A 25,257-nucleotide genomic window follows, 5' to 3' on the forward strand; every position below is an offset into this window, starting at 1 on the left:
GCCGAATATTACGCTCGGCTGGCGGAGACAGCCACGACCTGGGCCAGGCTCAAATCCGAGCTCTCGGCCCGTTTTCCAGAGCGGAAAATGCTGATCGTCCACTACGGCGATCACCAGCCGGTGATGACACGGCGGATCGAGCCAAGCCTCAAATTGCCCGCCGACGCAAAGCGCCAGTTTCGTACCTTTTATGCCATCGAAGCCCTGAACTTCGCCGCCGGCGAATTCAATCCCGGCCACGGCCCGGATCTCGATATTGCCTTTCTCGGGACCCAGGCACTGCTGCAGGCCGGCCTGCCGCTGGATGCGATTTTTGCTACGCGGGCAAGCCTGATGACGCAGTGCGGCGACGCCTATTTCGCCTCCTCCTCGGAAACCAAGCGCCGCTTCCACCGCACGCTGGTTGAGCTCGGCGCGATCGATCTGGGGGGTGCCACGCGGCCTTGACGTCGGACGGTTGCGCCTACTGCCGCGCAACGGCAACAGACGTCACTTATCCTGCGTCGCTGGCCAGCAGCCCCTGCACCGCGCGCGTCCATCCGGCGAGCTTTCGGGTCCGCGTCGCCGCGCTCATATTCGGACGGAAGCGGCGCTCGAGGCGCCAGTTGTCGGCGAATTTGGCCGGCTCGGGATACAGCCCGGCGCGCAGCCCGGCGAGATAGGCGGCGCCCAGCGCCGTGGTCTCCTGGATCATCGGGCGATCGACCGGCGCATCGAGCAGATCGGCGAGACGCTGCATGGTCCAGTCCGACGCCGTCATGCCGCCATCGACGCGCAGCACGATGTTGGCGGAATCCGCCTCCGGCCAGTCGGCGCGCATCGCTGTGATCAGATCGCGGGTCTGGTAGCAGACGCTTTCCAGCGCGGCATGGGCCAGCTCGGCTGGGCCGGTATTGCGCGTCAGGCCGAACAGCGCGCCGCGCACGTCGGGATTCCAGTAGGGCGCGCCGAGGCCGACAAAGGCCGGCACCAGATAGACCGACTGGGCATGATCGGATTGTTCGGCGAGCGGCCCGGTCTCGGCGGCATTCTGGATGATGCCGAGCCCGTCACGCAGCCACTGCACCGCGGAGCCGGCGACGAAGATCGAGCCCTCCAGCGCGTAGGTGCGCACGCCGTTCAGTTGATAGGCCACGGTGGTGAGCAGCTTGTTGTTCGAGGTCACCGGCGTGGTGCCGGTGTTGAGCAGCGCAAAACAGCCGGTGCCATAGGTCGATTTGATCATGCCTGGCGAAAAGCAGGCCTGACCGATGGTGGCGGCCTGCTGGTCCCCGGCGATGCCGGCAATCGCGATCGCGCCGCCGAACAAATGTGGCGTGGTGGTGCCGAAATCGGCGGACGAGTCCTTCACCTCGGGCAGCATCGCCGCGGGGACGCGCAGCAGCTTCAGCAGTTCCTCGTCCCATTGCCCGGTATGGATATTGAACAGCAGCGTGCGCGACGCATTGGTAGCGTCGGTGGCGTGGACGGCCCCGCCGGTGAGCCGCCACAGCAGATAGCAATCGACGGTGCCGAACATCAGCTCGCCGCGCTCGGCGCGCGCACGCGCGCCAGGCACGTGATCGAGAATCCAGGCCACCTTGGTCCCGGAGAAATACGGATCGATGATCAGACCGGTCTTTTTCGAGATCAGCGGCTCGTGGCCATCGGCCTTCAGCGTCGCGCAGATTTCCGCGGTGCGGCGGTCCTGCCAGACGATGGCGCGGTGCACCGCATGTCCGGTGGAACGGTCCCACACCACGGTGGTCTCGCGCTGGTTGGTGATGCCGATCGCGGCAATGTCCTTAGCCGACACGCCGGCTTTTTCCATCGCGTCGCGGCAGGTCCGCAGCGTCGACGACCAGATGTCCTCGGGCTCGTGCTCGACCCAGCCCGAGGCCGGAAAATGCTGCGGGAATTCTTGCTGCGCGGCGGCGGCAATCGAGATGTCCTCGCGAAAAATCATGGCGCGCGACGAGGTGGTGCCCTGATCGATGGCGAGGATGAAGGGCATAAAAGTCTCCTGTCTCGAAGCGATGGATACTTCCTTCTCCCCCGCGCGAAGCGAAGTTTCGCTAGGTGGAGAGGGGAGGAAAAAAGAACCTACAATCCCGCGGTGGTGACGCCGCCATCGATCACGATGGTCTGGCCGGTCATGAAGGCCGCGGAATCCGAACCGAGATAGGCCACGGCGCCGGCGATCTCATGCGGCTCGCCGATCCGGCGCAGCGGCGTGGTGGCGGTGCGGCGCTTAAGATTGTCCGGATCCTCCCACAAAGCCTTGGCAAAATCGGTCTTTACAAGGCCGGGCGCGATACAGTTGACGCGGACGCCGCTCGGGCCCCATTCGCCGGCCAGGCTGCGGCACAGCGAAAAATCGGCGGCCTTGGAAATCCCGTAGCCGCCAATCACCGTGGAGCCACGCAGGCCGCCGATCGAGGAGATGATGATGACCGAACCGCGACCGCGCGCGGCCATCGCCGGGATCGTCTGCGCACACAGCCAGATATTGCTCTTGACGTTGGAGCCCATGATCTTGTCGAAGGCTTCGTCGGGGATCTCAAGCAGCGGCCCGTAATAGGGATTCACCGCGGCGTTGCAGACCAGGATGTCGATCGGGCCGTAATGCTTCACGGTGCCGGCAATCAGCGCGGCGATCTCGTCCTTGCGCGAGATGTTGCACGGAATGACGTGGGCATCGCCGCCGTCCTTGCGGATGCCGTCGGCGACTTCCTCGCAGGCATCCGCCTTGCGGCTCGACACCACGACCCTGGCGCCGAGCTTGGCCAGCAACTCCGCCGACGCGCGGCCGATACCGCGACTCGAGCCGGTGATGACGGCGACCTTGCCGGTGAGATCGAACGGGTTGATCACGGACGGCTCCCTGTTGTTGTTTTTCGTTGAAAATTTCCTGTCATTGCGAGGAGCCGCTTCGACTTAGCAATCCAGTATTTTTGTACGGATTCTGGATTGCCGCGTCGCTTTGCAAAGGGGAAAGCCCATTGGCTTTCCCCTACCTCGCAATGACCTGGAGAGGTAAGCGTGTTAGCCGTTGATCCCGCCGGCGTCGGTGACGCGACGGAGATGATAGTCGGTATCGCCAAACGTGTTCTCGATCATGGTCAGCCGCTTGAAGTAGTGGCCGATCTTGTACTCCATGGTCATGCCGACGCCGCCATGCAGCTGGATCGACTGCTCGCCGACGAACTTCAGCGATTTGCCGATCTGCACCTTGGCCGCCGACACCGCCGTGGCGCGCTCCTTGGCGTCGTCGAAGTCGCTCGCCATGGTCGCGAACATCGCCATCGACCTCGCCTGCTCCACCGCCACGAACATATCGGCGGCGCGATGCTGCAGCACCTGGAACGTGCCGATGGCGACGCCGAACTGGGTGCGGGTCTTGAGATATTCGACGGTGGACCGCAGCGACTCATCCATCTCGCCGACGGCCTCGGCGCACAGCGCGATGCGGGCGTCGTCGACCACGGTTTCGACCAGCGGCAGGCCGTTGGCGGGATCGCCGATCGCCGCATCCGCGCCGACCTCCACCGACGTGAAGGTGATGTTGGCGGCATGCAGGCCGTCCTGGGTCGGATAGCCCTTGACGCTGACGCCCTTGGCAGTGGCTGGCACCAGGAACACGCCGACACCGTCGCGGTCGCGCTGGGCTCCCGCGGTACGCGCCGTAACAATCAAAGTGTCGGCATTCTCGCCGTTCAATACCACGAACTTCTCACCATCGATGGTCCAGCCATTCGCGGTCTTCCTCGCCGACGTGGTGACGTCGCCAAGGTCGTAGCGCGAGTTCTTTTCCAGTTGTGCGAAGGCCAGGGTCTTCGAGCCGTCAATGATCGACGGGATGTAGGCCTGCTTCTGAGCCGCCGAACCGCCGCGGCGCAGGAACCCACCGCCAAGAATCACCGTGGCGAGATACGGCTCGACCACCAGCGCCTTGCCGAGGGATTCCATCACGATCATGGTTTCCACGGCGCCGGCGCCGAATCCGCCGTCCTCCTCGGTGAACGGCAGGCCGAGCAGGCCCTGCTCTGCGAGCTTGCTCCACACCGATTTGCTCCAGCCGCCCTTTTCTGCGCGGTACTTCTTGCGGCTGTCGAAATCGTAAGACGCCTTCAGCAGGCCGTCGACGCTATCCTTGAGAAGACGCTGCTCCTCCGAGAGATCAAAATCCATTGTTCCGTTTCCTCAGGTCAAAAAGCGATGCGCATGCGGGTCTTTTTGTCATTCCGGGGCGCGGGCGACGCCAGCAAACCGCGAACCCCAGCCACTCCAATTGGAGTGGCTGGGAATCCCGAGATAAACATCTCGAGGTTCCGGGTTCGCTCGAGCTTCGCTCTCGCGCCCCGGAACGACAGAGAATTACAGCCCCAGCACGGCCTTGGTGATGATGTTGCGCTGGATCTCGTTGGAGCCGCCGTAGATCGAGACCTTACGGTTGTTGAAGTAGCTCGGCGCGATCTGCGCGGTCCACTCCATCGCCTCGTTGCTGCCGTCGTCGCCATGCTCGTCATAGGGCGCGGCGAACGGGCCGATAACTTCCATCAGCAACTCGGTGGTCGCCTGCTGGATCTCCGAGCCCTTGATCTTCAGCACCGACGACGCCGGATTGGGCTTGCCCTTGCCGTGCTTGCCTTCGTCGGCGACGACACGGAGCTGGGTCAGTTCGAGCGCCTTCAGCTCGATCTCGACCATCGCCAGCTTCTCGCGGAATTTCTGGTCTTCCATGACAGGCTTGCCGTTCGACTCGACCTTGCCAGCGAGTTCCTTGATGCGACGAATCCGCTCCTTGGAAACGCCGACGCGGGCGATCCCGGTGCGCTCGTTGCCGAGCAGGAACTTGGCGTAGTCCCAACCCTTGTTCTCCTCGCCGACGAGATTCTCGTAGGGTACCTCGACATCATCGAAAAACACTTCGTTGACTTCGCGGCCGCCATCGATGGTGACGATCGGGCGCACGGTGATGCCCGGACTCTTCATGTCGACCAGAATGAAGGAAATGCCGGACTGCTTCTTGGCGGCGGGGTCGGTGCGGCACAGGCAGAAAATCCAGTCGGCATATTGGGCCAGCGTGGTCCAGGTCTTCTGGCCGTTGATGATCCACTTGTCGCCCTTGCGTTCGGCCTTGGTCTTCAGTGAGGCCAGATCCGAACCGGAACCGGGTTCGGAGAAGCCCTGGCACCAGAAATCCTCGACGCTGGCAATGCGCGGCAGGAAGCGCTTCTTCTGCGCCTCGCTGCCGAACGTATAGATCACCGGGCCGACCATGCTGACGCCGAAAGCCAGCGGCGCCGGCGCGGGGGCGAGCTGCAATTCCTCGTTGAAGATATAATGCTGCACGGATGACCAGCCGGTTCCGCCATATTCTTTCGGCCAGTGCGAAACGCCCCAGCCCTTGTCATTGAGAATGCGCCACCACGCCACCATCTCGTCCTTGCCGATGTGACGGCCTTCCTGCATCTGCTTGCGCGTCGATGCCGGCACGTTGTCCCGGAAGAACGCCCGCACTTCGTCGCGAAACGCGATTTCTTCGTTGCTGAAGTTGAGATCCATCGAATCCTCCTGTGAGCGAAATCAAATGATGTCTTGTTGTCGTTCCGGGATGCGACAGACAGCGAAGCTGGCTGGCGCAGGCCCGGAGCCTCGAAATGGTTGAACATCTCGAGGTCGCGGGCTCGCTCGGGCCGCGCCCTCACGCCCCGGGACGACAGGCTTAATGCACGATCTCAAATAGTCCGGCGGAGCCCATGCCGCCACCAACACACATGGTGACGACCGCGTATTTCGCCTTGCGGCGACGACCTTCGATCAGCGCATGGCCGGTCAGGCGCGCACCCGACATGCCATAGGGATGGCCGACCGAAATCGCGCCGCCATTGACGTTGATCTTGTCGGGATCGATGCCGAGCTTGTCGCGGCAATACAGCACCTGCACGGCAAAGGCCTCATTGAGCTCCCAGAGATCGATGTCCTCAATTTTGAGACCGTGGCGCTTCAGCAGCCGCGGCACCGCGAACACCGGACCGATCCCCATCTCGTCCGGCTCGCAGCCGGCCGAGACAAAGCCGCGGAAGATGCCGAGCGGGGTCAGGCCCTTCTGGGCGGCGAGCTTGTCGCTCATGATCACCGTGGCGGAGGCACCGTCGGAGAGCTGCGAGGCGTTGCCGGCGGTGATGCTGAAACCCTCGCCACGCACCGCCTTGAGGCTGGCAAGGCCTTCGGCGGAGGTTTCCGGCCGCGGGCCTTCGTCCTTCGACAGCGTGATCTCCTTGAAGGTGACCTCGCCGGTGGCCTTGTCGGTCACACCCATCTTGGTGGTGATGGCGGCGATCTCGTCGTTGAACTTGCCGCCCTGCTGCGCCGCCGCGGTGCGGCGCTGGCTCTCCAGCGAGTATTCATCCTGCCGCTCCCGCGAGATGTTATAGCGCTTGGCGACATTCTCGGCGGTGTCGAGCATCGGCATGTAGACGTCCGACTTGATCTTCATCAGTTCGGGATCGACGGTGTGAAACTTGTTGGCATGGTCGTTCTGCACCAGCGAGATCGACTCGCCGCCGCCGCCGACCGCGATCTCGACGCCGTCAAAGATCACCGAACGCGCGGCGAGTGCGATCGCCTGCAGGCCGGAAGCGCACTGCCGGTCGATGGTGGTGCCGCCGACGGTAACGGGCAACCCGGCGCGAAGCAGCGCCTTGCGGGCGATATTGCCGCCGGTCGAGCCTTGCTGCAAGGCCGCCCCCATCACGACATCCTCGACTTCGCGGGGATCGATGCCGGCGCGCTTGACCGCATGCTCGATGGCATGGCCGAGCAGCGTGGCGCCTTCGGTGGCGTTGAACGCGCCGCGATAGGCCTTGCCGATTGGGGTGCGTGCGGTGGAAACGATAACAGCTTCGGTCATGGGCGGCCTCCGGTGGCAGTTTGTTGTTGATGGAGAGTTGGCGCGGATTGCAGATCACGCAAGGCGTGACGCGATAATTTTCCGACCGCGGTGCGCGGCAATTCGTCGACGAAATCCATCGCGACCGGCAATTCATGCTTGCCAAGCTTGCCGGTGAGAAACTCGCGGAGATCGTCAATCGTGAATGGTTGCGCGCCAGCGCGCAGCTTGATGAAGGCTTTCGCCGCCTCGCCGCGATAGGCGTCGGCGACGCCGATCACGATCACTTCATGGACCGCCGGATGTTCGTAGATCGCCTGCTCGATCATCTGCGGATAGACGTTGAAGCCGCCGGAGATAATCATGTCCTTCTTGCGGTCGACGATGAAGAAATAGCCATCCGGGTCCATGTAGCCGATGTCGCCGGTGAGAAAATGCTCGCCGACAAATGACGCTGCGCTGTCCTGCTCCCGGTTCCAGTACCCCCTGGTGACATTCGGACCCTTGATGCGGATCTCGCCGCTCTCGCCGGTGGCCAGTACCTTGGCTGGGTCATTGAGCGAAACGATCTCCATTTCGATGCCGGGCATCGCCAGTCCGATAGAGCCCGGCTTGTCCGGCCCGATCGCGGGATGGGCGGTGCCGGGCGAACAGGTTTCGGTCATGCCCCAGCCGCTCTTCAGCTTCAACCCGGTCTTGCGCTCGAACAGGCGAGCAACCTCGACCGGCAGCGGCGCGCCACCCGATCCCGCCGACACCAGCGACGACAGGTCACGGGTCTCCAGCGTCGGATCGCTGGCGATCGCAATCCACATCGTCGGCACGCCGGGAAACACCGTGGCGCGCTTGTTCTCGATGTCGTCGAGCACGGCATTGGCGTCGAACCGCTGGTGCAGCGAGATCACGTCACCGACGCTGAGGCGGCTCAGCAGCACCACGGTGAGCGCATAGATATGAAACAGCGGCAGCACGCAGATCACACGCTCGATGGTGTTGCGTTCAGCCCGCGCAGCCGCTCCCCACAGCGTGTAGATCTCGACCGCCGAGGTGAGATTGCCGTGGCTCAGCATGGCGCCCTTCGGCAGGCCGGTGGTACCGCCGGTATATTGCAGCAGAGCGACATCGTCGGGCGAGATCGCCGGCCACTGCGGCGGCACGGAAACGCCCGCGATGAATTGTTTGAAAGTGACGATCTTCGGATGGTCCGGGAGCGGCGTATGCGGGTTGCCGACCGCGCCCCAATCATCATCGTCGCAGACGATCAACCGGTCGAGCAGGCCCTTGTCGAGAAATTTCAGCGCCATCGGCATCAGCGATGCCAGATTGGTGGTCACCAGTATGCGGGCGCCGGAATCACTGAGCTTGTGCGACAACGCGCGCTCGCCATCGAGTGGCGAGAGATGGACGAGACGGGCGCCTGCCTTCAGCGCGCCGAAGAAATTGATCGGATGGTCCGGCGAATTGCCGAGAAACAGCGCGATCGAGGCGCCACGGCCGTAACTGGCGCGCAGGAATGCGGCGGCGGCCACCCCGACCCGCGCCTCGATCTCATTGAAGCTGAGCGGGCGACCACGGAATTCGATCGCGGTGCGATCGCCAAAATTCGCCACCGCCGTCGACAACAGGTCCGGCAGCGTGCCGCGCGCGATCGGCGCATCCCAGCGCAGACCTTTCGGGTAGAATTTTTCGCCAGGATAGGTCATCGAAATGCCTGCTGTTCGGCTTTTCCGCTGGCCGTCCCCGCGAAGGCGGGGACCCATAACCACCGGAGAAGAGGAGAACGACGATTAACTTCACCGCGACCAGCCGAAAACACGGAGGCTATGGGTCCCCGCCTTCGCGGGGACGACATATCGAGAGGACCACGTGTCAACGCAATCGCCTCCATCAAGACTTAGCCCTTGGCCAGCGATGCAAAGGTCTTGTCTTCATCGGCGAGGCGCTTCAGCAAAGCCGACGGTTCGAGCGAGGGGTCGTTGGTCTGCTTGGCGTAGACCGACAGCCGCTCGGCGATGTGCTTGAGACCGACCTGGTCGGCGTAGAACATCGGGCCGCCGCGGAAGATCGGCCAGCCATAGCCATACAGCCAGATCACGTCGATGTCGCTGGGGCGCGACGCGACCTTCTCTTCGAGAATCCGCGCGCCCTCGTTGATCATCGGATACATCATGCGCTCGAGAATCTCCTCGTCGCTGACGATGCGGCGGGTGAGGCCCAGGCTCTTGCAGGTGTCGTCGATCAACTTCTCGACTTCCGGATCGGGGATCGGCGCGCGCGAGCCCGCTTCGTACTTGTAGTAGCCCTTGCCGGTCTTCTGGCCGTTACGACCGGCTTCATACAGCCCGTCGGCGATCGGCGACTTGATGCCGCGATCCTGGCGCGAACGCCAGCCGATATCTAGGCCGGCGAGGTCGCCCATCGCGAATGGTCCCATCGGCATGCCGAATTTGATCACCACGGCATCGACCTGCTGCGGCAGCGCGCCTTCGAACAATAGCTTCTCGGACTGTTTCGAGCGGGCCGCGAGCATGCGGTTGCCGACAAAGCCATCGGCAACGCCGACCACGGCCGGCACCTTGGCGATTTTCCGCGCCACGGCGACGGCGGTCATCAGCGCATCCAGCGCGGTCTTGTCGGCGCGGACGATCTCGCACAGCTTCATGACGTTGGCCGGCGAGAAGAAGTGCATGCCGAGCACGTCCTGCGGACGCTTCGTGACTTTCGCGATCTCGTCGATGTTCAGATAGGAGGTGTTGCTGGCCAGCACGGCGCCGGGCTTGGCATAGGCGTCGAGCGCAGTGAAGACTTCCTTCTTGATCGCCATGGTCTCGAACACGGCCTCGATGATCAGGTCGGCATCCTTGACGTTCTCCAGACCAACCACGCCGGTGATCAGGGCCATCCGCTTGGCCGGCGCGTCGGCGGGAATGCCGCCGCGCGCGGCGGTGGCATCGTAGTTCTTTTGCATGATGCCCATGCCGCGCTTGAGCTGCTCCTCGCCGGTCTCGATCAAGGTCACGGGAATGCCGGCATTGGCGAACGACATCGCAATGCCGCCGCCCATGGTACCGGCGCCGATGATGGCAACGCGCTCGACCGGACGCGGTTTTGTGCCTTCCGGCACGTTCTGCACCTTGGCCGCTTCACGCTCGGAGAAGAACGCGTAACGCTGCGCCTTCGACTGGTCGCCGGCAACCAAGCGCAAGAAGCTTTCGCGCTCCTTCTTCAACGCTTCATCGAACGGCAGATCGAGCGTCCAGCTCACCGCTTCGGCACAGGCGAGCGGCGCGTCGAGGCCACGGTTCTTCTTGTTGGCCGCGGCGGCCGCATTGGTGAATAGCGTACGATCGGCCTTGGCGGCGGCGAGCTTGGAATCATCGTTGCGCAGGATGCGCAGCGGACGATTCTCGGCGATCACCTTGCGCAAAAAGGCTTCGGCGCCAGCGGCCGGACCTTCGACGATCTCCTCGATCAGGCCGTGCTTCAACGCTTCGGCGGCGCCAATCGGATCGCCGGTGACGATCATCTTCACGCCGAGCTCAGGACCGACCGCGCGCGGCAGGCGCTGGGTGCCACCGGCGCCGGGCAGCAGGCCGAGCTTCACTTCGGGCAGGCCAAGTTTTGCCTCTTTCGTGGCAACACGAAAATGACAGCCGAGCGTGATCTCGAGACCGCCGCCGAGCGCGGTGCCGTGGATCGCGGCCACCACCGGTTTACCGCAATTCTCAATTTCCGCGATGACCTCATTCAGCCCCGGCGACTGCGGCGGCTTGCCGAATTCAGTGATATCAGCCCCGGCAATAAAGGTGCGACCGGCGCAGGCCAGCACGATGCCCTTCACTTCAGGATCGGCGGCGGCGGCCTTGATGCTTTCGAAAATGCCGCGGCGAACCGCCGCACTCAAGGCGTTTACCGGAGGCGAGTTGACCGTGACAACCGCAATCACATCATGACGTTCGAGCTTGACGACATCGTTCACGGCATTCTCCTTGGACAGTGTTATCGTTGATTTCGCAGTGCGAAATTTAATTCCACATCTTGACAGCGAGGGTTATTTTGAAGAGCGTCCCTTGTCAACGAGGGTCGCGCCAAACTCCATGAAACGTCCGGGAAAAACGCCCAGTAAGACCGCGACGGATCGCAGTTTCGTCGTCGCGCTCGCGCGTGGCCTCGACGTGTTGCGTGCATTTCGTCCCAATGACGGGCTTCTCGGCAATCAGGAGATCGCGGCCCGCACGAATTTACCAAAGCCAACCATTTCGCGATTGACCTATACGCTCACCAAACTCGGCTACCTTACACAGGTCCCGCGGTTCGAGAAGTATCAACTGGCGCCAGCAGCCATGGCCCTGGGGTATGCCGCACTTGCGAACCTGGGCGTTAAGCATCTTTCGGAGACCTTCCGTGACGATTTGATGCGGCAGACCGGCGGCGCCGTGGCGGTGGGGGCGCGCGATCGTCTCAGCATGATCTATTTCGGCCAGAGCCGTTCCAGCCTGACGGTGGGCGTTCAGCTTGACGTAGGCTCGCGCATCCCGATCGCCACCACGGCGATGGGTCGTGCCTATTTCTGGGCCTTGCCGGATGACGAACGCGCGCAGTTATTGCGAGAATTCCGCGAACACTATGGCAGCCGCTGGTCGAAGATGCGCGACGGCCTCGAACGCGCCGGCGAAATGGTGCAGCAGCAAGGCTTCGTGATCTCGGCAGGCGAGTGGCAGGACGATGTGCACGCCGTTGGTGTAGCTCTAAAGTTGAATGACGGAACGGGGCCATATGCGTTTAATTGCGGCGCGCCGGCTTTTCGATTCACGGAAGAACGCCTGCGCACCGACATTGGACCTCGCCTGTTGGCGATGGTAGGGAACATCGAAGCCGCGCTCGGTGGCCATGCCGCGCCGCCGATCAAAAAATCTGACATCAAAAAAAACAAACCGGGAGGGAAGATTGCTCGTGTCGTTGAAGGGATCAAATAACCTTCGTCGCGATGGCTTGTGGCTTGATGCGCCACACCATGCGATCGAGGTTCGCCGCACATGATGCAGGCACAACTCGCGCAGGCGCCGGCCATGTCGGCTACGCCCTTGCTCGCGGTTCGCGACGTCAGCGTCGTGTTCGGTGGCATCATCGCCTTGAACGGTGTGTCTTTCGACATGCAGAAGGGCCACATCCTTGGCCTGATCGGGCCGAACGGCGCCGGCAAGACCACTCTTTTTAACTGCCTCAGCCGGCTCTACCAGCCGAGCAAGGGCGACATCCTGCTCGAAGGCGAGAGCATCCTGAAACGCCCGGCGCACAAGATCTCCGAGATCGGCATCGGCCGCACCTTCCAGAACGTCGCATTGTTTCCGAACCTCACGGTGCGCGACAACGTTCGCGTCGGCACCCATGCGCGCACCAACAGCGACATCATCAGCGACTCGCTCAAGCTGCCATGGGTGCGCCGGGGCGAGGCTGACATCAACCGCCGCGTCGATGACATTCTGACCTATCTCGATCTGCACAGCGTCGCCGACACCGTGGTGGCGGGCTTGCCGTTCGGCACCCAGAAGCGCGTCGAACTGGCGCGCGCCCTGGCCGCGGAGCCGAAGATCCTGCTGCTCGACGAACCCGCCGGCGGCCTCAACCACGAGGAAGTCTATATCCTGGGCGACCTGATCCGCCGCATCCGCGACGACCGCGGCGTCACGGTCCTGCTGGTCGAGCATCACATGGGCCTGGTGATGTCGATCGCCGACCACGTGGTCGCGCTGAACTTCGGCAAAAAGCTCGCCGAAGGCACGCCGACCCAGGTGCAGAACGACCCGGAAGTCATCAAAGCCTATCTGGGGAGCAAGGATTCATGACGACCCTTCTGAGCGTCAAGGATCTGCGCGCCTATTACGGCCAGGTGCAGGCATTGCACGGGATGGAATTCGAGCTTCGCGAAGGCAGCCTGACTACGCTGCTCGGCGCGAACGGCGCCGGCAAGACCACTACGCTGCGCGCGATCTGCAACATGATCCGCTTCACCGGCTCGATCGAGTTCGAAGGCAGTAAGCTGGTCAACCGTGCGACCGAAAATATCGTGCGGCTCGGTATCGCCCATGTGCCGCAGGGGCGCGGCACATTCACCACCATGACGGTGGAGGAAAACCTGCAGCTCGGCGCCATTACCCGCAAGGACACCAAGGCGGTCAGCTCCGACATCGAGCGGATGTACGATCATTTTCCGGTACTGAAGCAGCGCTACCAGCAGCAGGCCGGCACCTTGTCCGGCGGCGAGCAGCAGATGCTCGCGGTTGCGCGCGCACTGATGCTGCGGCCGCGGCTGATGCTGCTTGACGAGCCCTCCTTCGGCCTCGCGCCGCTGATCGTGCGGGATCTGTTCAAGATCCTTGGCAAGATCAACCGCGAGGACAAGGTCACCATCCTGGTCGTCGAACAAAATGCGCAGTTGGCGCTCGAACTCGCCGACAAGGCCTATGTCATTGAAACAGGACGCATCGTGATGTCCGGCACCGCCGACGAGATCGCGAATAATGAAGACGTCCGTAAATCCTACCTGGGATATTGAGGAAACAGCCATGGAGCTATTTACCAATCAGGTCCTGGCTGGCATCGCCACCGGCGCGATATACGCCTGCATGGCGCTCGCGGTGGTGATGATCTACCAGGCCATCGACCATCTGAATTTCGCGCAAGGCGAAATGGCGATGTTCTCGACCTTTATCGCCTGGCAGTTGATGCAGTGGGGCATCCCCTATTGGGGCGCCTTCGTGCTGACGCTGATCCTGTCCTTCATCGGCGGTGTCGTGATCGAACGGGCCTTGTTCAAGCCGCTGGCCAAGGCGCCGGTACTGACCCACGTTGCCGGCTTCATCGCGCTGTTCGCCATCATCAACAGCGTCGCAGGCCTGCTGTGGGACTTCACCATCAAGCAGTTTCCCACGCCATTCGGCTCCTCGCCGTTCCTCGGCAGCCAGCTGATCTCCACACACCAGGCCGGCATGATCGGCGTCACGCTGGTGCTGCTGACCCTGCTGTTCTTCTTCTTCCGCTACACCCGCGTCGGCCTTGCGATGCGCGCGGCGGCGTCGATGCCGGAATCGGCACGGCTGGTCGGCATCAATACCGGCTGGATGATCGCTCTGGGCTGGGGCATGGCGGCGGCGATCGGTTCGATCGCCGGCATGCTGATCGCCCCGGTGGTGTTCCTTGAACCGAATATGATGGGCGGCGTACTGATCTACGGCTTCGCCGCGGCGGTAGTCGGCGGGCTGTCGAGCCCGCTGGGCGCGGTGATCGGCGGCTTCCTGGTTGGCATCTTCGAGAACCTGGTCGGCACCTACATTCCCGGCGTCGGCAACGAGCTGAAACTGCCGATCGCCCTGGCGCTGATCATCACCGTGCTGGTCGTCAAACCCAATGGCCTGTTCGGCCGAGCCATCGTGAAGCGAGTTTGATCATGAGCACCGTTCAAGAAGTCGCAACCGTGCCCGCCGTCGACGCCGTGCCGAAGAAAGCATTTTCGCTGGCGCCACTCGCCTCCGTCGTGGTGCTGGCGCTGCTGATCGCCACGCCGTTATTCGTCAAGAACTTCATCATCTTCCAGATGACGATGTGGCTGATCTACGCGATCGCCGTGCTGGCGCTCAACATCCTGACTGGCGCCAGCGGGCAGTTCTCGCTGGGGCAGAGCGCGTTCTACGCACTCGGCGCCTATACTTCGGCGATCCTGATCGAACACGGCAATGTCAATTATGCGCTGACACTGCCGGTTGCCGGCATTATCTGCTTCATCGCCGGCTTCCTGTTCGGACTGCCGGCGCTGCGATTGAGTGGCGTCTATCTGGCACTGGCGACGTTCGCGCTCGCGGTGGCGATGCCGCAATTGCTCAAGCTTGGCGTATTCGAGCACTGGACCGGCGGCGTGCAGGGTCTGGTCGTTACCAAGCCCGATGCGCCGGAGATCTTTGCATCCATCGGCCTGAAAGTGTCGCAGGACATGTGGCTGTATTACTTCACGCTGGTCTGCTCGATCGCGATCTACATCTTCTCGGTGAATCTGCTGAAGTCGCGCTCCGGCCGCGCCATGATGGCGATCCGCGACAATGAAATCGCGGCCTCCGCGATGGGCGTCGACGTTTCGCTGTACAAGACGCTGGCGTTCGGCGTCAGCGCCGGCATCACCGGCGTGGCCGGCGGCCTCGGCGGCATCGCCGTGCAGTTCGTTGCTCCGGACGGCTACACCATCCAGCTCGCTGTGGCGCTGTTCCTCGGCATGGTGGTCGGCGGCGTCGGCTGGCTGCCGGGCTCGCTGGCCGGCGCGGCGTTCATCGTGTTCGTGCCGAACATCGCCGAGCACGTCTCCAAGGGGTTGTCCGGCGCGGTATTCGGCGCCATCCTGATTGTGATCATCTTTGTCGTGCCCCACGGGGCCCGGCAGATCGCCTACGGAACCCAAAGCCTGATTGGCAAACTGAGAAGAAGCTGAGGATATCGTGATTACCAGACCTAGCCTGCGGGCCCTTGCCCTTTCGACCGCTGCCACCGCCCTCCTTGTTACCGGTGGCAGCGCCCTCGCCCAGAAGAAATACGACACCGGCGCGTCCGATACCGAGATCAAGATCGGCAACATCATTCCCTACAGCGGCCCGGCCTCGGCCTACGGCATCATCGGAAAGATGGAAGAAGCCTACTTCAAGATGATCAATGATCAGGGCGGCATCAACGGCCGCAAGATCACCTTCATCTCCTATGACGACGCCTACAGCCCGCCCAAGGCGGTGGAGCAGGCGCGAAAACTGGTCGAGAGCGACGAGGTTCTGTTCGTGTTCGGGCCGCTCGGCACCCCCTCGAACACCGCCATCCAGAAATACATGAATGCCAAGAAGGTGCCGCAATTGTTCGTCGCCACCGGCGCGACCAAGTTCGGCGACCACAAGGCGTTTCCCTGGACGATGGGCTGGCAGCCGGCCTATCAGAGCGAAGGTCGCATCTTCGCGAAATACGCGCTGACCGAGAAGCCCGAGGGCAAGATCGGCGTCATGTACCAGAACGACGACCTCGGCAAGGATCTGCTGAAGGGTCTCAAGGACGGCCTGGGCGACAAGGCATCGATGGTCATTGCGGAGGAAAGCTACGAGGTCTCGGAGCCGACGATCGAGAACCACGTCGTCAAGCTCAAGGCCGCGGGCGCCGACATCTTCGTCAGCATCTCGACGCCGAAATTTGCCGCGCAGGCGATCAAGAAAGCCGGTGAGCTAGGCTGGAAGCCGATGTTCTTCCAGAGCAATGTTGGCTCCTCGGTAGCCTCGGTGATGCGCCCGGCGGGTCTCGACAACTCTCAGGGCGTGCTGTCACTGGCCTATGCCAAGGACGCTTCCGACCCCCAGTGGGACGCCGATGAGGGTATGAAGAAGTATCTCGACTTCCTCGCCAAATACGCGCCGACCGCTAACCGCGCCGACAGTTCGGCGGTGTACGGTTACGGCCAGGCACAGACCGTGGTGCAGGTGCTGAAGCAGGCCGGCGACAACCTGACCCGCGAAAACATCATGAAGCAGGCAGCCGCCCTGAAGGACTTTGCACCGGACACCATGCTGCCGGGCGTCAAGCTCAACACTTCGGCGACCGATTTCTACCCGATCGAACAATTGCGGATGATGCGTTTTACCGGCGAGAAGTGGGACGTGTTCGGCCCGCCGGTCGACAGCCATCTGGGCGACTAAGTTCAGTCATTCTGCGGCGAGAGCAGCGCCAGCTGCGAGCGAGCCCGGAATCCCGAGATGTTCATCGTCCCATGTCGAGGTTCCGGTTCGCGCGCGGCTAGCGCCGCGTGCGCCCCGGAACCACGAGGAAGTGCCATCAGCCCCTTGCGACTAATGTCGCAGGGGGCTTTTTCTTGAAGCCTGACCGAGAAATGTATTAAGTGGCGTCGGACAAAAAGTCCGCTCGGAAAGCCATACGTTTTTCGAGCAGTTTCCAGGGGAGTTTCGAGATGCCTGCCATTCGATCGCGCGCGGCCATGACCGTCGCTGCGACTATCGCCTTCGCCGCGACTGCCGGTACCGCCTTCGCCCAGAAGAAATATGATACCGGCGCTTCGGATACCGAGATCAAGATCGGCAACATCATGCCCTATAGCGGCCCGGCTTCGGCCTATGGCGTGATCGGCAAGATGGAAGAAGCCTATTTCAGAATGATCAACGAACAGGGCGGCATCAACGGTCGCAAGATCAATTACATCACCTATGATGACGGCTACAGCCCCCCGAAGGCTGTCGAACAGGCGCGAAAACTGGTCGAGAGCGACGAAGTCCTGTTCATCGCCTCCTCGCTCGGCACCCCATCGAATTCGGCGATCATGAAATACATGAACGCCAAGAAGGTCCCGCAGATCTTCGTGGCCACCGGCGCGACCAAGTTCGGCGACCACAAGGAATTTCCCTGGACCATGGGCTGGCAGCCCGCCTATCAGAGCGAAGGTCGGATCTATGCGGCCTATCTGCTAAAGGAAAAGCCGGACGCCAGGATCGGCGTGATGTATCAGAACGACGATTTCGGCAAGGACCTGCTGAAGGGCCTCAAGGACGGCCTCGGCGGCAAGGCCGCGTCGATGATCGTCGCCGAGGAAAGCTACGAAGTGTCCGAGCCCACCATCGACTCGCACATCGTCAAGCTGAAATCGACCGGCGCCGACACCTTCGTCAGCATCACGACGCCGAAATTCGCGGCGCAGGGCATCAAGAAGGTGGCCGAGCTCGGCTGGAAGCCGGTCTACATCCAGAGCAATGTCGGCGCCTCCGTCGGCTCTGTCATGAAGCCGGCCGGCTACGAGAACGGCCAGGGCATCCTGTCCGCCAACTACGCCAAGGACGGCGCGGACGCGACTTGGGACAATGACGAAGGCATGAAGAAATTCTATGCCTTCCTGGCCAAATATGCCCCTTCGATGGATCGCGCCGACGGCTCTGTAGTCTACGGCTACGGCCAGGCCCAGACCATCGTGCAGGTGCTGAAACAGGCCGGCGACAATTTGACCCGCGCCAACATCATGAAGGAAGCCGCCAACCTGAAGTCCTTCGCGCCGGACACCTTGCTCCCGGGCGTCACCATCACGACCACGGCGACCGATTTCTATCCGATCGAGCAGCTGCAGATGCAGCGCTTCAAGGGCGAGAAGTGGGAGCTGTTCGGACCGATCATCGCGGGACAGCTCGGGGAATAACGCCGCGGCTGGTCCAGGCCGGCCGCCGGCAAACCGCAGGCTCCGCCGACCGGTTGGCTTTGCCAATCTGGTCGGCGGGGCCTTTTTCTTGATGCAGATCGGTGCGAGGAAACAACTGGTCCGGTTTACCCGGGCTCGAACAGATTCCGCCCGCCATCGACTTCAAGGACGTCCCATGCCTGCCCTACGATCCCGCGTCGCCGCGATCCCGCTTGCCGCTGCGCTGATGGCTGCCACCTGCGGCAATGCGCTGGCCCAGAAAAGCTACGACACCGGCGCCAGCGATACCGCGATCAGGATCGGCAACATCATGCCCTATAGCGGGCCGGCCTCGGCCTATGGTATCGCCGGAATCATCGAGGCCGCCTATTTCCGCATGATCAACGACCGCGGCGGCATCAATGGCCGCAAGGTCAACTTCATCAGCTATGACGATGCCTACAGCCCGGCCAAGGCCGTCGAGCAGGCGCGCCGGCTGGTGGAGAGCGACGAGGTGCTGGCCGTGTTCGGCCCGCTGGGCACGCCGTCCAATGCCGCGATCCAGAAATATCTCAATTTGCAGAAGGTGCCGCAGCTGTTCGTCGCCGCCGGCGCCACCCGTTTCGGCGACCACCGCGAATATCCCTGGACCATGGCGTTTCAGCCGCCCTACCAGAGCGAAGGCCGGATCTACGCGAAATACCTCCTGGCAGAAAAGCCCGACGCCAGGATCGCGGTGCTCTACCAGAATGACGACCTCGGCAAGGAAGTGCTGAAAGGCCTGCGCGAGGGCCTCGGCGCGAAGGCGTCGATGATCGTCGCCACCGAGAGCTACGAGGTCACGGAGCCGACCATCGACTCCCATGTCATCAATCTGAAAGCCAGCGGCGCCGACACATTCCTCAGCGTCACCACGCCGAAATCGGCCGTGCAGAGCATTCGCAAGGTTGCCGAACTCGGCTGGAAACCGCTGTACATCCAGGGTTATGCCAGCGCCTCGGTCGGCTCGGTGATGGAGCCGGCGGGCCTCGAGAATGCGCAGGGCATCGTCTCGGCCTATTACGCCAAGGACGGCTCGGACCCGCAATGGAAGAACGACGAGGGTATGAAGCGCTTTTACGCTTTTCTGGCCGAGTATGCGCCGACCGCGCGCGCCAGCGATATTTCCGTCGTCTACGGCTATGGCGCGGCGCAGACCATGATGCAGGTGCTGACCCAGGCCGGCGACAACCTCACCCGTGCCAATGTCATGAAACAGGCGGCGAGCCTGAGAGACTTCGTGCCGGACACCGTGGTGCCCGGCGTTCGGCTCAACACCTCGGCGACGGATTTCTACCCGATCGAGCAATTGCAGATGATGCGCTTCGCGGGAAAAGCCTGGGAAATGTTCGGTCCGGTCATCGACGGCCATCTCGGAGAGTGAGGGATGCAGGCTGTCCTTCCGGACGCGCGCAACGCGCGTCCGCAGGTCTGCAAATCGGAGAACACCCAAGGTTCGACGCAAGGTAGCAACCGCGGCACGGCGCACGCGCGGCTCTCCCCCCCTACGAAATGCCCGACAAATCAGCGTCGTGCGCAGAAGCCGCGAGGTGCTTTTCCTTGCTGCCATCCCGCGAAGTATGTTCTATCGACGCAGGCCACAACGGCCGCCTAAAAAACAATACCAATCAATCCGGGAGTTCTGAAATGCCTACGATCCGTTCGTGCGCGGCTGCCATCGCCGCTGTCGCGTCCCTGAGCTTCGCCGCCTCCGGTAGCGCGATGGCGCAGAAAAAATACGACACCGGCGCCACCGACACCGAGATCAAGATCGGCAACATCATGCCGTACAGCGGACCGGCATCCGCCTATGGCGCTATCGGCAAGACCGAGACCGCCTATTTCAACATGATCAACGACCAGGGCGGGGTTAACGGCCGCAAGATCAACTTCATCAGCTATGATGATGGCTACAGCCCGCCAAAGGCCGTGGAACAGGTTCGCAAGCTGGTGGAATCCGACGAGGTGCTGCTGGTGTTCAATTCGCTGGGCACCCCGTCGAACACCGCGTTCCAGAAATACCTCAACGGCAAGAAGATCCCGCAACTGTTCGTGGCGACCGGCGCCAGCAAGTGGAACGACGCCAAGAACTTTCCGTGGACGATGGGCTGGCAGCCCAGCTACCAAGTCGAGGCCAAGATCTACGCAAAATATTTGCTGAAGGAAAAGCCGGACGCCAAGATTGCCGTGCTGTACCAGAATGACGATTTCGGCAAGGACTACCAGCGCGGCTTCAGGGAAGGCCTTGGCGACAAGGCCTCGATGATCATCGCCGAGGAAAGCTATGAGATTTCCGAGCCGACCATCGACTCGCACATCGTGAAGCTGAAGTCGCTCAATCCCGATGTCGTTCTCAGCTTCACGACGCCGAAATTCGCCGCCCAGACCATCAAGAAGATCGGCGAACTCGGCTGGAAGCCGCTGCAGATCGTGACCAATGTCAGCGTCTCCGTCGGGGCTGTGATGCAGCCCGCCGGTTTTGCCAACGCGCAGGGCGTGCTGTCGGCCGATTATCGCAAGGATGGCGCCGACTCGCAGTGGAAGAACGACGAGGGTATGAAGAAGTGGTCGGCATTCCTCGACAAATACATGCCCGGCGCGGACCGCTCCGACAACAGTCTGATCTATGGCTACGGCGCGGCGCAAACCATGGTGAAGGTGCTGCAGATGTGCGGCGATGATTTGACCCGCGCCAATGTGATGAAGCAAGCGGCCAGCCTGAAGGACTTCACACCGGACACGCTGCTACCCGGCGTCAAGATCAACACCTCGGCCACCGACTTCGCGCCGATCGAGCAGCTGCGCATGATGCGCTTCAAGGGCGAGACCTGGGACCTGTTCGGCGACATCATCGCCGTCGATACCGCGACCAACTAAGCGTACCAGCACAGTCCCTCACAACTGCCCGCCCCCTGCGACATTGTCGCAGGGGGCTTTTTGTTGCTGACGCCACACGAGTTGTATTCAATGCCGGCAGGAGTCGCAGAACTCCGTTGAAGCGACAGATTCGCAAACGATCAGGGAGATCCGTCATGCCCGCATTCCATCTGCGTCTGGCCGTACTGCCGGCCGCCATCGCGCTGCTGGCAGCCTCCGGCGCATTGGCCCAGAAGAAATACGACATTGGGGCCACCGACACCGAGATCAAGATCGGCAACATCATTCCCTACAGCGGCCCGGCATCGGCCTACGGCATGATAGGCAAGACCGAGGCCGCCTATTTCAAGATGATCAACGACAATGGCGGGGTTAACGGCCGCAAGATCAACTTCATCAGCTATGACGACGCCTACAGCCCGCCCAAGGCGGTGGAACAGGTGCGCAGGCTGGTGGAAAGCGACGAGGTGCTGGTGGTGTTCGGGCCGCTCGGTACGCCCTCCAACACCGCGATCCAGAAATATTTGAACGGCAAAAAGGTGCCGCAATTGTTCGTCGCCACCGGCGCCACAAAGTGGAACGATCCCAAGTCTTTTCCTTGGACCATGGGCTGGCAGCCAAGCTACCAGAGCGAGGCCCAGATCTACGCTAAATGGCTGATCCGCGAGAAGCCGGACGCCAGGATCGCGGTGCTTTACCAGAATGACGATTTTGGAAAGGACTATCTGAACGGACTGCGCGAAAGCCTGGGCGGCAAACGTACGATGATCGTCGCCGAAGAAAGCTACGAAATATCCGAACCGACCATCGACAGCCACATTGTCAAGATCAAGGCGCAGAGCCCTGACGTCGTGATCAGCTTTGTGACGCCAAAATTCGCCGCGCAGACCATCAAAAAGATCGCCGAACTCGGCTGGAAGCCGCTGCACATTGTCGCCAATGTCTCGGTGAATGTCGGCAGCGTCATGCAGCCAGCCGGGTTCGAAAACGGTCAGGGCGTTCTGTCCGCGGCCTATGCCAAGGACGGTACCGATACACAGTGGAACAACGACGCCGGCATGAAGCGATGGTCGGCATTTCTCGATAAATATATGCCAGATGCCAACCGGGCTGACAGCAACCACATCTACGGCTACGGCGCCGCCCAGACGCTGATCAGGGTGCTGGAGATGTGCGGCGACGACCTGACCCGCGCCAATGTCATGAAGCAGGCGGCCAGCCTGCGGGATTTCACACCGGACACGTTACTGCCTGGCATCACGATCAATACCTCGGCGACCGACTTCGGCCCGATATCGCAACTGCAGATGCAGCGTTTCAAGGGTGAGCGCTGGGAACGCTTCGGCGACATCATCAGCGGTGACGCGGGCGGCTGAGCGAAAGCCACATACCGTCATTACGCGATGCACGATAGACGGCGCAGCCGGCCAACGTGCATCGCCGGAGTCCCGAGATGTTTTTGAACATATCGAGATTCCGGGTTCGCCCGCGGTTTTCGCCACTCCCGCCCCGGAATGACACGATAACAAGCGCTGCTAAAATTCCGCGGCGATCTTAGCGAGCATGCCTAGCAAGGCGGCCTGGTCGGCGGGGCCCAGCAGCTCGACCAGCCGGGCTTCATGCTTGGTGGAAACAAGCTTGCGGGCCCGGGCCAGGGTCGCGCTGCCCTTGTCGGTAAGCATCAGGACATGGGAGCGGCGGTCGCTCGGTGAGCGCATCCGGGTCAACAGGTCGCGACTTTCCAGCCCGTCCAGCATCGCCACGAAGTTCGGCCGGAGAATGCCAAGCGTATTGGCGATCTCGGTCTGGTTGCGACCGGGGTTCTTATCGAGCAACAGCAGCACCGAGAATTGCGCCGGGGTCAGCTGCAGCGGTGCCATGCAGCGCAAAAAATCCTCGAACACCTTCAGCTGCGCGCGCTTCAGCGCATAGCCGAGCAGTTCGGACAATTCGCCCATCCGCAGCGCGGCGGTTTCGGGCATCGGCGCGGCCGGCAGCATCGGTTTCTCGGAATCGCCCACGGAGGGCTTCAAAACGGTCATGGTTCGCTTTCCGCGGTCCAGCGGTGGAATGGAACAACTCGGCCCAATCGCGGCGGGCCTTGAGGTTATGTTGGATAATCGTTATCAACCATATCAAATAACGGGCGAGATTCAACCGCCGTTGCTGATTGTCGTGTGGCTGTGGTAACCGCCGCAGACCTACACGGTTGGGGAGCGAGCGACCTTGAACACGACGATTATGCTGTTCCTGCTGCAGGACGGCATCACCAATGGCGCCATCTACGCCCTGCTCGGCCTCGCGCTGGTGCTGGTGTTCGCGGTCACCCGCGTGATCCTGATCCCGCAGGGCGAATTCATCACCTTTGGGGCGCTGACCTATGCCAGCCTGTCGGTCGGGCAGATCCCTGGCACGATCCGGCTCGCCATCGCGATGGGCGTAGTCGCCTTCGGCTTCGACCTGTTCACCGCCCGCAAGTCGCTGCACGTAAAACTGGTGCTGCGTTCGCTCGCCGTCAACGTGGTGTTTCCGCTGGCGATCTGGGCGGTAATGCTGGCGCTCGCCGGGAGGCCCGCCAACATCGCCATCAACATCACGCTGTCGTTGCTCATCGTCGCGGCGATCGGGTTGTATCTCTATCGTATTGCATTCCAGCCGATCGCTCACACCTCGGTGCTGGTATTGCTGATCGCCTCGGTCGGCTGCCACCTTGCTCTGCAGGGTTTTGGCCTCGTCTTCTTCGGCGCCGAAGGCCAGCGCGCGCCGGCATTGTCCAGCGCCTCGGTGACCATCGGGCAGTTGCGCTTCACCGGCCAGAGCATCGCGGTCTATGCCATCACCATCGCGCTGATCGTTGGGCTCTGGCTGTTCTTCGGCTTCACCCTTTACGGCAAGGCGCTGCGCGCCACCGCGGTGAATCGGCTCGGCGCCCGCCTGGTCGGCATCCGCACCTCGTTGTCGGGCCAGATCGCCTTCCTGCTGGCGTCGGTCATCGGCGCGATCTCCGGAATTCTGATCATCCCGATCACCACGCTGTATTACGACACCGGCTTCCTGATCGGACTGAAGGGTTTCATCGCCGCGATCATTGGTGGTCTCGTCAGCTATCCGCTGACCGCGGTGGCCGCCCTCGTGGTCGGCATTGTTGAGGCGTTCTCTTCCTTCCATGCCAGCAACTACAAGGAGGTCATCGTGTTCACGCTGATCCTGCCGGTGCTGGTGCTGCGCTCGCTGGCCGCGCCCGCGGTCGAAGACGAGAAGGATTGAGCGCATGAGCCCGCGTCTGCTTCCGATCCTGCTGTTCACGGCGCTGATGGCCGTGATCCCGTTCATCCCCGGCATGCCGCCGTTCTGGATTGTGCTGCTCGACAATATCGGCCTCGCCGCGCTGGTGGCGATGGGCCTCGTCTTGCTCACCGGCGTCGGCGGCCTGACCTCGTTCGGCCAGGCGGCGTTTTGCGGCTTCGGAGCCTACACCACCGCGTACCTCACCACCGCGCATGGCCTGTCGCCGTGGCTGACGCTGCCGCTGGCGCTACTGGTCAGCGGCGGCGCCGCCGTGCTGCTCGGCCTCGTCACAGTCCGATTGTCCGGCCACTATCTGCCGCTCGGCACCATCGCCTGGGGCATCAGCCTGTTCTATCTGTTCAGCAAGCTGGAATTCCTCGGCCGCAATGACGGCATCTCCGGGATTCCGCCGTTGTCGATCGGGACGCTGAAGATGCTCGATCCCGGCACGATCTATTACGTGATCTGGTTATTCGTCATCGTCAGTGCCCTGCTCTCGACCAACCTGCTGGATTCGCGCACCGGCCGCGCCATCCGTGCGCTCCGCCGCGGCCACATCGCGGCGGAAGCCTTCGGCGTGCAAACCGCGCGCGCCAAACTGCTGGTTTTCATCTATGCTGCGGTGCTGGCCGGGCTTTCGGGCTGGCTCTACGCGCATTTCCAGCGCGCCGCCAACCCGACGCCGTTCGGGCCGCAGGCCGGCATCGAATATCTGTTCATCGCCGTGGTCGGCGGCGCCGGCTATGTCTGGGGCGGCGTGCTCGGCGCGGCCATTGTCGTGATCCTGAAGGAAGTGCTGCAGAGCTATTTGCCGCTGATCTTCGGCGGCAGCGGCCAGCTCGAGACCATCGTGTTCGGCATCCTGCTGGTGGCGCTGCTGCAGCTGGCACCGACCGGGGTCTGGCCGTGGCTGATGGCGCGGCTGCCGATCAAATCGGCGCGGCAGCGGCCCGATACCTCGCTGGCGCTGCCGGCGCGGCCCCGCGCG

20 protein-coding genes and 1 pseudogene are annotated in these 25,257 nt (G+C 62.4%); 13 read left to right on the forward strand and 8 right to left on the reverse strand.

Features of this window, described 5'->3' with window-relative positions; genetic code table 11:
* A pseudogene (locus tag Q0S16_RS20690) lies at nt 1–447 on the forward strand (hypothetical protein); the annotation flags it as partial.
* Between the two features lie 46 nt (nt 448–493).
* Here the strand turns inward: Q0S16_RS20690 and glpK are convergent.
* From glpK to Q0S16_RS20725, 7 genes are all read right to left on the reverse strand, one after another.
* Nucleotides 494–1,993, reverse strand: a complete 1,500-nt coding sequence (gene glpK, locus Q0S16_RS20695; protein ID WP_295852392.1) for a glycerol kinase GlpK — start codon at nt 1,991–1,993, stop codon at nt 494–496.
* An 89-nt stretch (nt 1,994–2,082) separates the two neighbouring features.
* Nucleotides 2,083–2,853, reverse strand: coding sequence for an SDR family oxidoreductase (locus tag Q0S16_RS20700; protein WP_295852394.1), 771 nt, complete (start codon nt 2,851–2,853; stop codon nt 2,083–2,085).
* 171 nt (nt 2,854–3,024) lie between these two features.
* Nucleotides 3,025–4,170: a pimeloyl-CoA dehydrogenase small subunit gene (gene pimD / locus Q0S16_RS20705; RefSeq protein ID WP_295852396.1), complete on the reverse strand. Its 1,146-nt coding sequence runs from the start codon at nt 4,168–4,170 to the stop codon at nt 3,025–3,027.
* 186 nt (nt 4,171–4,356) lie between these two features.
* Nucleotides 4,357–5,547 (reverse strand): pimeloyl-CoA dehydrogenase large subunit, encoded by a 1,191-nt coding sequence (gene pimC / locus Q0S16_RS20710; protein ID WP_295852399.1) that lies wholly within the window; start codon nt 5,545–5,547, stop codon nt 4,357–4,359.
* Between the two features lie 160 nt (nt 5,548–5,707).
* Nucleotides 5,708–6,895 (reverse strand): acetyl-CoA C-acyltransferase, encoded by a 1,188-nt coding sequence (locus Q0S16_RS20715; RefSeq protein ID WP_295852401.1) that lies wholly within the window; start codon nt 6,893–6,895, stop codon nt 5,708–5,710.
* On the reverse strand, nt 6,892–8,577 hold the full coding sequence (gene pimA, locus Q0S16_RS20720) for a dicarboxylate--CoA ligase PimA (protein WP_295852404.1): 1,686 nt from the start codon (nt 8,575–8,577) through the stop codon (nt 6,892–6,894). The genes Q0S16_RS20715 and pimA overlap by 4 nt, the downstream gene beginning before the upstream one ends.
* 191 nt (nt 8,578–8,768) lie before the next feature.
* Complete coding sequence (locus Q0S16_RS20725; protein WP_295852406.1) at nt 8,769–10,853, reverse strand: 3-hydroxyacyl-CoA dehydrogenase NAD-binding domain-containing protein; 2,085 nt, start codon at nt 10,851–10,853, stop codon at nt 8,769–8,771.
* Nucleotides 10,854–10,971: 118 nt separating this feature from the next.
* On the opposite strand from Q0S16_RS20725, the gene Q0S16_RS20730 reads away from it, so the two are divergent.
* The 10 genes from Q0S16_RS20730 (at nt 10,972) to Q0S16_RS20775 (ending at nt 22,357) form a co-directional block, all read left to right on the forward strand.
* On the forward strand, nt 10,972–11,850 hold the full coding sequence (locus tag Q0S16_RS20730) for an IclR family transcriptional regulator (protein WP_295852443.1): 879 nt from the start codon (nt 10,972–10,974) through the stop codon (nt 11,848–11,850).
* A gap of 60 nt (nt 11,851–11,910) precedes the next feature.
* On the forward strand, nt 11,911–12,720 hold the full coding sequence (locus Q0S16_RS20735) for an ABC transporter ATP-binding protein (protein WP_295852408.1): 810 nt from the start codon (nt 11,911–11,913) through the stop codon (nt 12,718–12,720).
* Nucleotides 12,717–13,430, forward strand: a complete 714-nt coding sequence (locus Q0S16_RS20740; protein ID WP_295852410.1) for an ABC transporter ATP-binding protein — start codon at nt 12,717–12,719, stop codon at nt 13,428–13,430. Before Q0S16_RS20735 ends, Q0S16_RS20740 begins: the two co-directional genes overlap by 4 nt.
* 10 nt (nt 13,431–13,440) lie before the next feature.
* Nucleotides 13,441–14,319, forward strand: coding sequence for a branched-chain amino acid ABC transporter permease (locus Q0S16_RS20745; RefSeq protein ID WP_295852413.1), 879 nt, complete (start codon nt 13,441–13,443; stop codon nt 14,317–14,319).
* Nucleotides 14,320–14,321: 2 nt separating this feature from the next.
* Nucleotides 14,322–15,350: a branched-chain amino acid ABC transporter permease gene (locus Q0S16_RS20750; protein ID WP_295852416.1), complete on the forward strand. Its 1,029-nt coding sequence runs from the start codon at nt 14,322–14,324 to the stop codon at nt 15,348–15,350.
* A gap of 7 nt (nt 15,351–15,357) precedes the next feature.
* Nucleotides 15,358–16,587 (forward strand): ABC transporter substrate-binding protein, encoded by a 1,230-nt coding sequence (locus Q0S16_RS20755; RefSeq protein WP_295852420.1) that lies wholly within the window; start codon nt 15,358–15,360, stop codon nt 16,585–16,587.
* 269 nt (nt 16,588–16,856) lie between these two features.
* Nucleotides 16,857–18,086 (forward strand): ABC transporter substrate-binding protein, encoded by a 1,230-nt coding sequence (locus Q0S16_RS20760; protein ID WP_295852423.1) that lies wholly within the window; start codon nt 16,857–16,859, stop codon nt 18,084–18,086.
* A gap of 175 nt (nt 18,087–18,261) precedes the next feature.
* Nucleotides 18,262–19,488 carry an ABC transporter substrate-binding protein gene (locus Q0S16_RS20765; protein WP_295852426.1) on the forward strand — a complete coding sequence of 409 codons (1,227 nt, stop codon included), beginning with the start codon at nt 18,262–18,264 and terminating at the stop codon, nt 19,486–19,488.
* Nucleotides 19,489–19,751: 263 nt separating this feature from the next.
* On the forward strand, nt 19,752–20,981 hold the full coding sequence (locus tag Q0S16_RS20770) for an ABC transporter substrate-binding protein (RefSeq protein WP_295852428.1): 1,230 nt from the start codon (nt 19,752–19,754) through the stop codon (nt 20,979–20,981).
* Nucleotides 20,982–21,136: 155 nt separating this feature from the next.
* Entirely contained in the window at nt 21,137–22,357 is a 1,221-nt protein-coding gene (locus tag Q0S16_RS20775; RefSeq protein ID WP_295852433.1) for an ABC transporter substrate-binding protein, read from the forward strand.
* Nucleotides 22,358–22,516: 159 nt separating this feature from the next.
* Here Q0S16_RS20775 and Q0S16_RS20780 read toward each other — a convergent pair whose 3' ends face one another.
* Nucleotides 22,517–22,981: a MarR family transcriptional regulator gene (locus Q0S16_RS20780; RefSeq protein ID WP_295852446.1), complete on the reverse strand. Its 465-nt coding sequence runs from the start codon at nt 22,979–22,981 to the stop codon at nt 22,517–22,519.
* 226 nt (nt 22,982–23,207) lie between these two features.
* Here Q0S16_RS20780 and Q0S16_RS20785 point away from each other — a divergent pair, with 226 nt between their 5' ends.
* On the forward strand, nt 23,208–24,248 hold the full coding sequence (locus tag Q0S16_RS20785) for a branched-chain amino acid ABC transporter permease (protein WP_295852436.1): 1,041 nt from the start codon (nt 23,208–23,210) through the stop codon (nt 24,246–24,248).
* Between the two features lie 4 nt (nt 24,249–24,252).
* The coding region (locus tag Q0S16_RS20790; protein ID WP_295852440.1) for a branched-chain amino acid ABC transporter permease at nt 24,253–25,257 on the forward strand (1,005 nt) is incomplete at its 3' end.

The sequence above is a fragment of the Tardiphaga sp. genome (assembly GCF_025356345.1).
Taxonomy (GTDB): Bacteria; Pseudomonadota; Alphaproteobacteria; order Rhizobiales; family Xanthobacteraceae; genus Tardiphaga.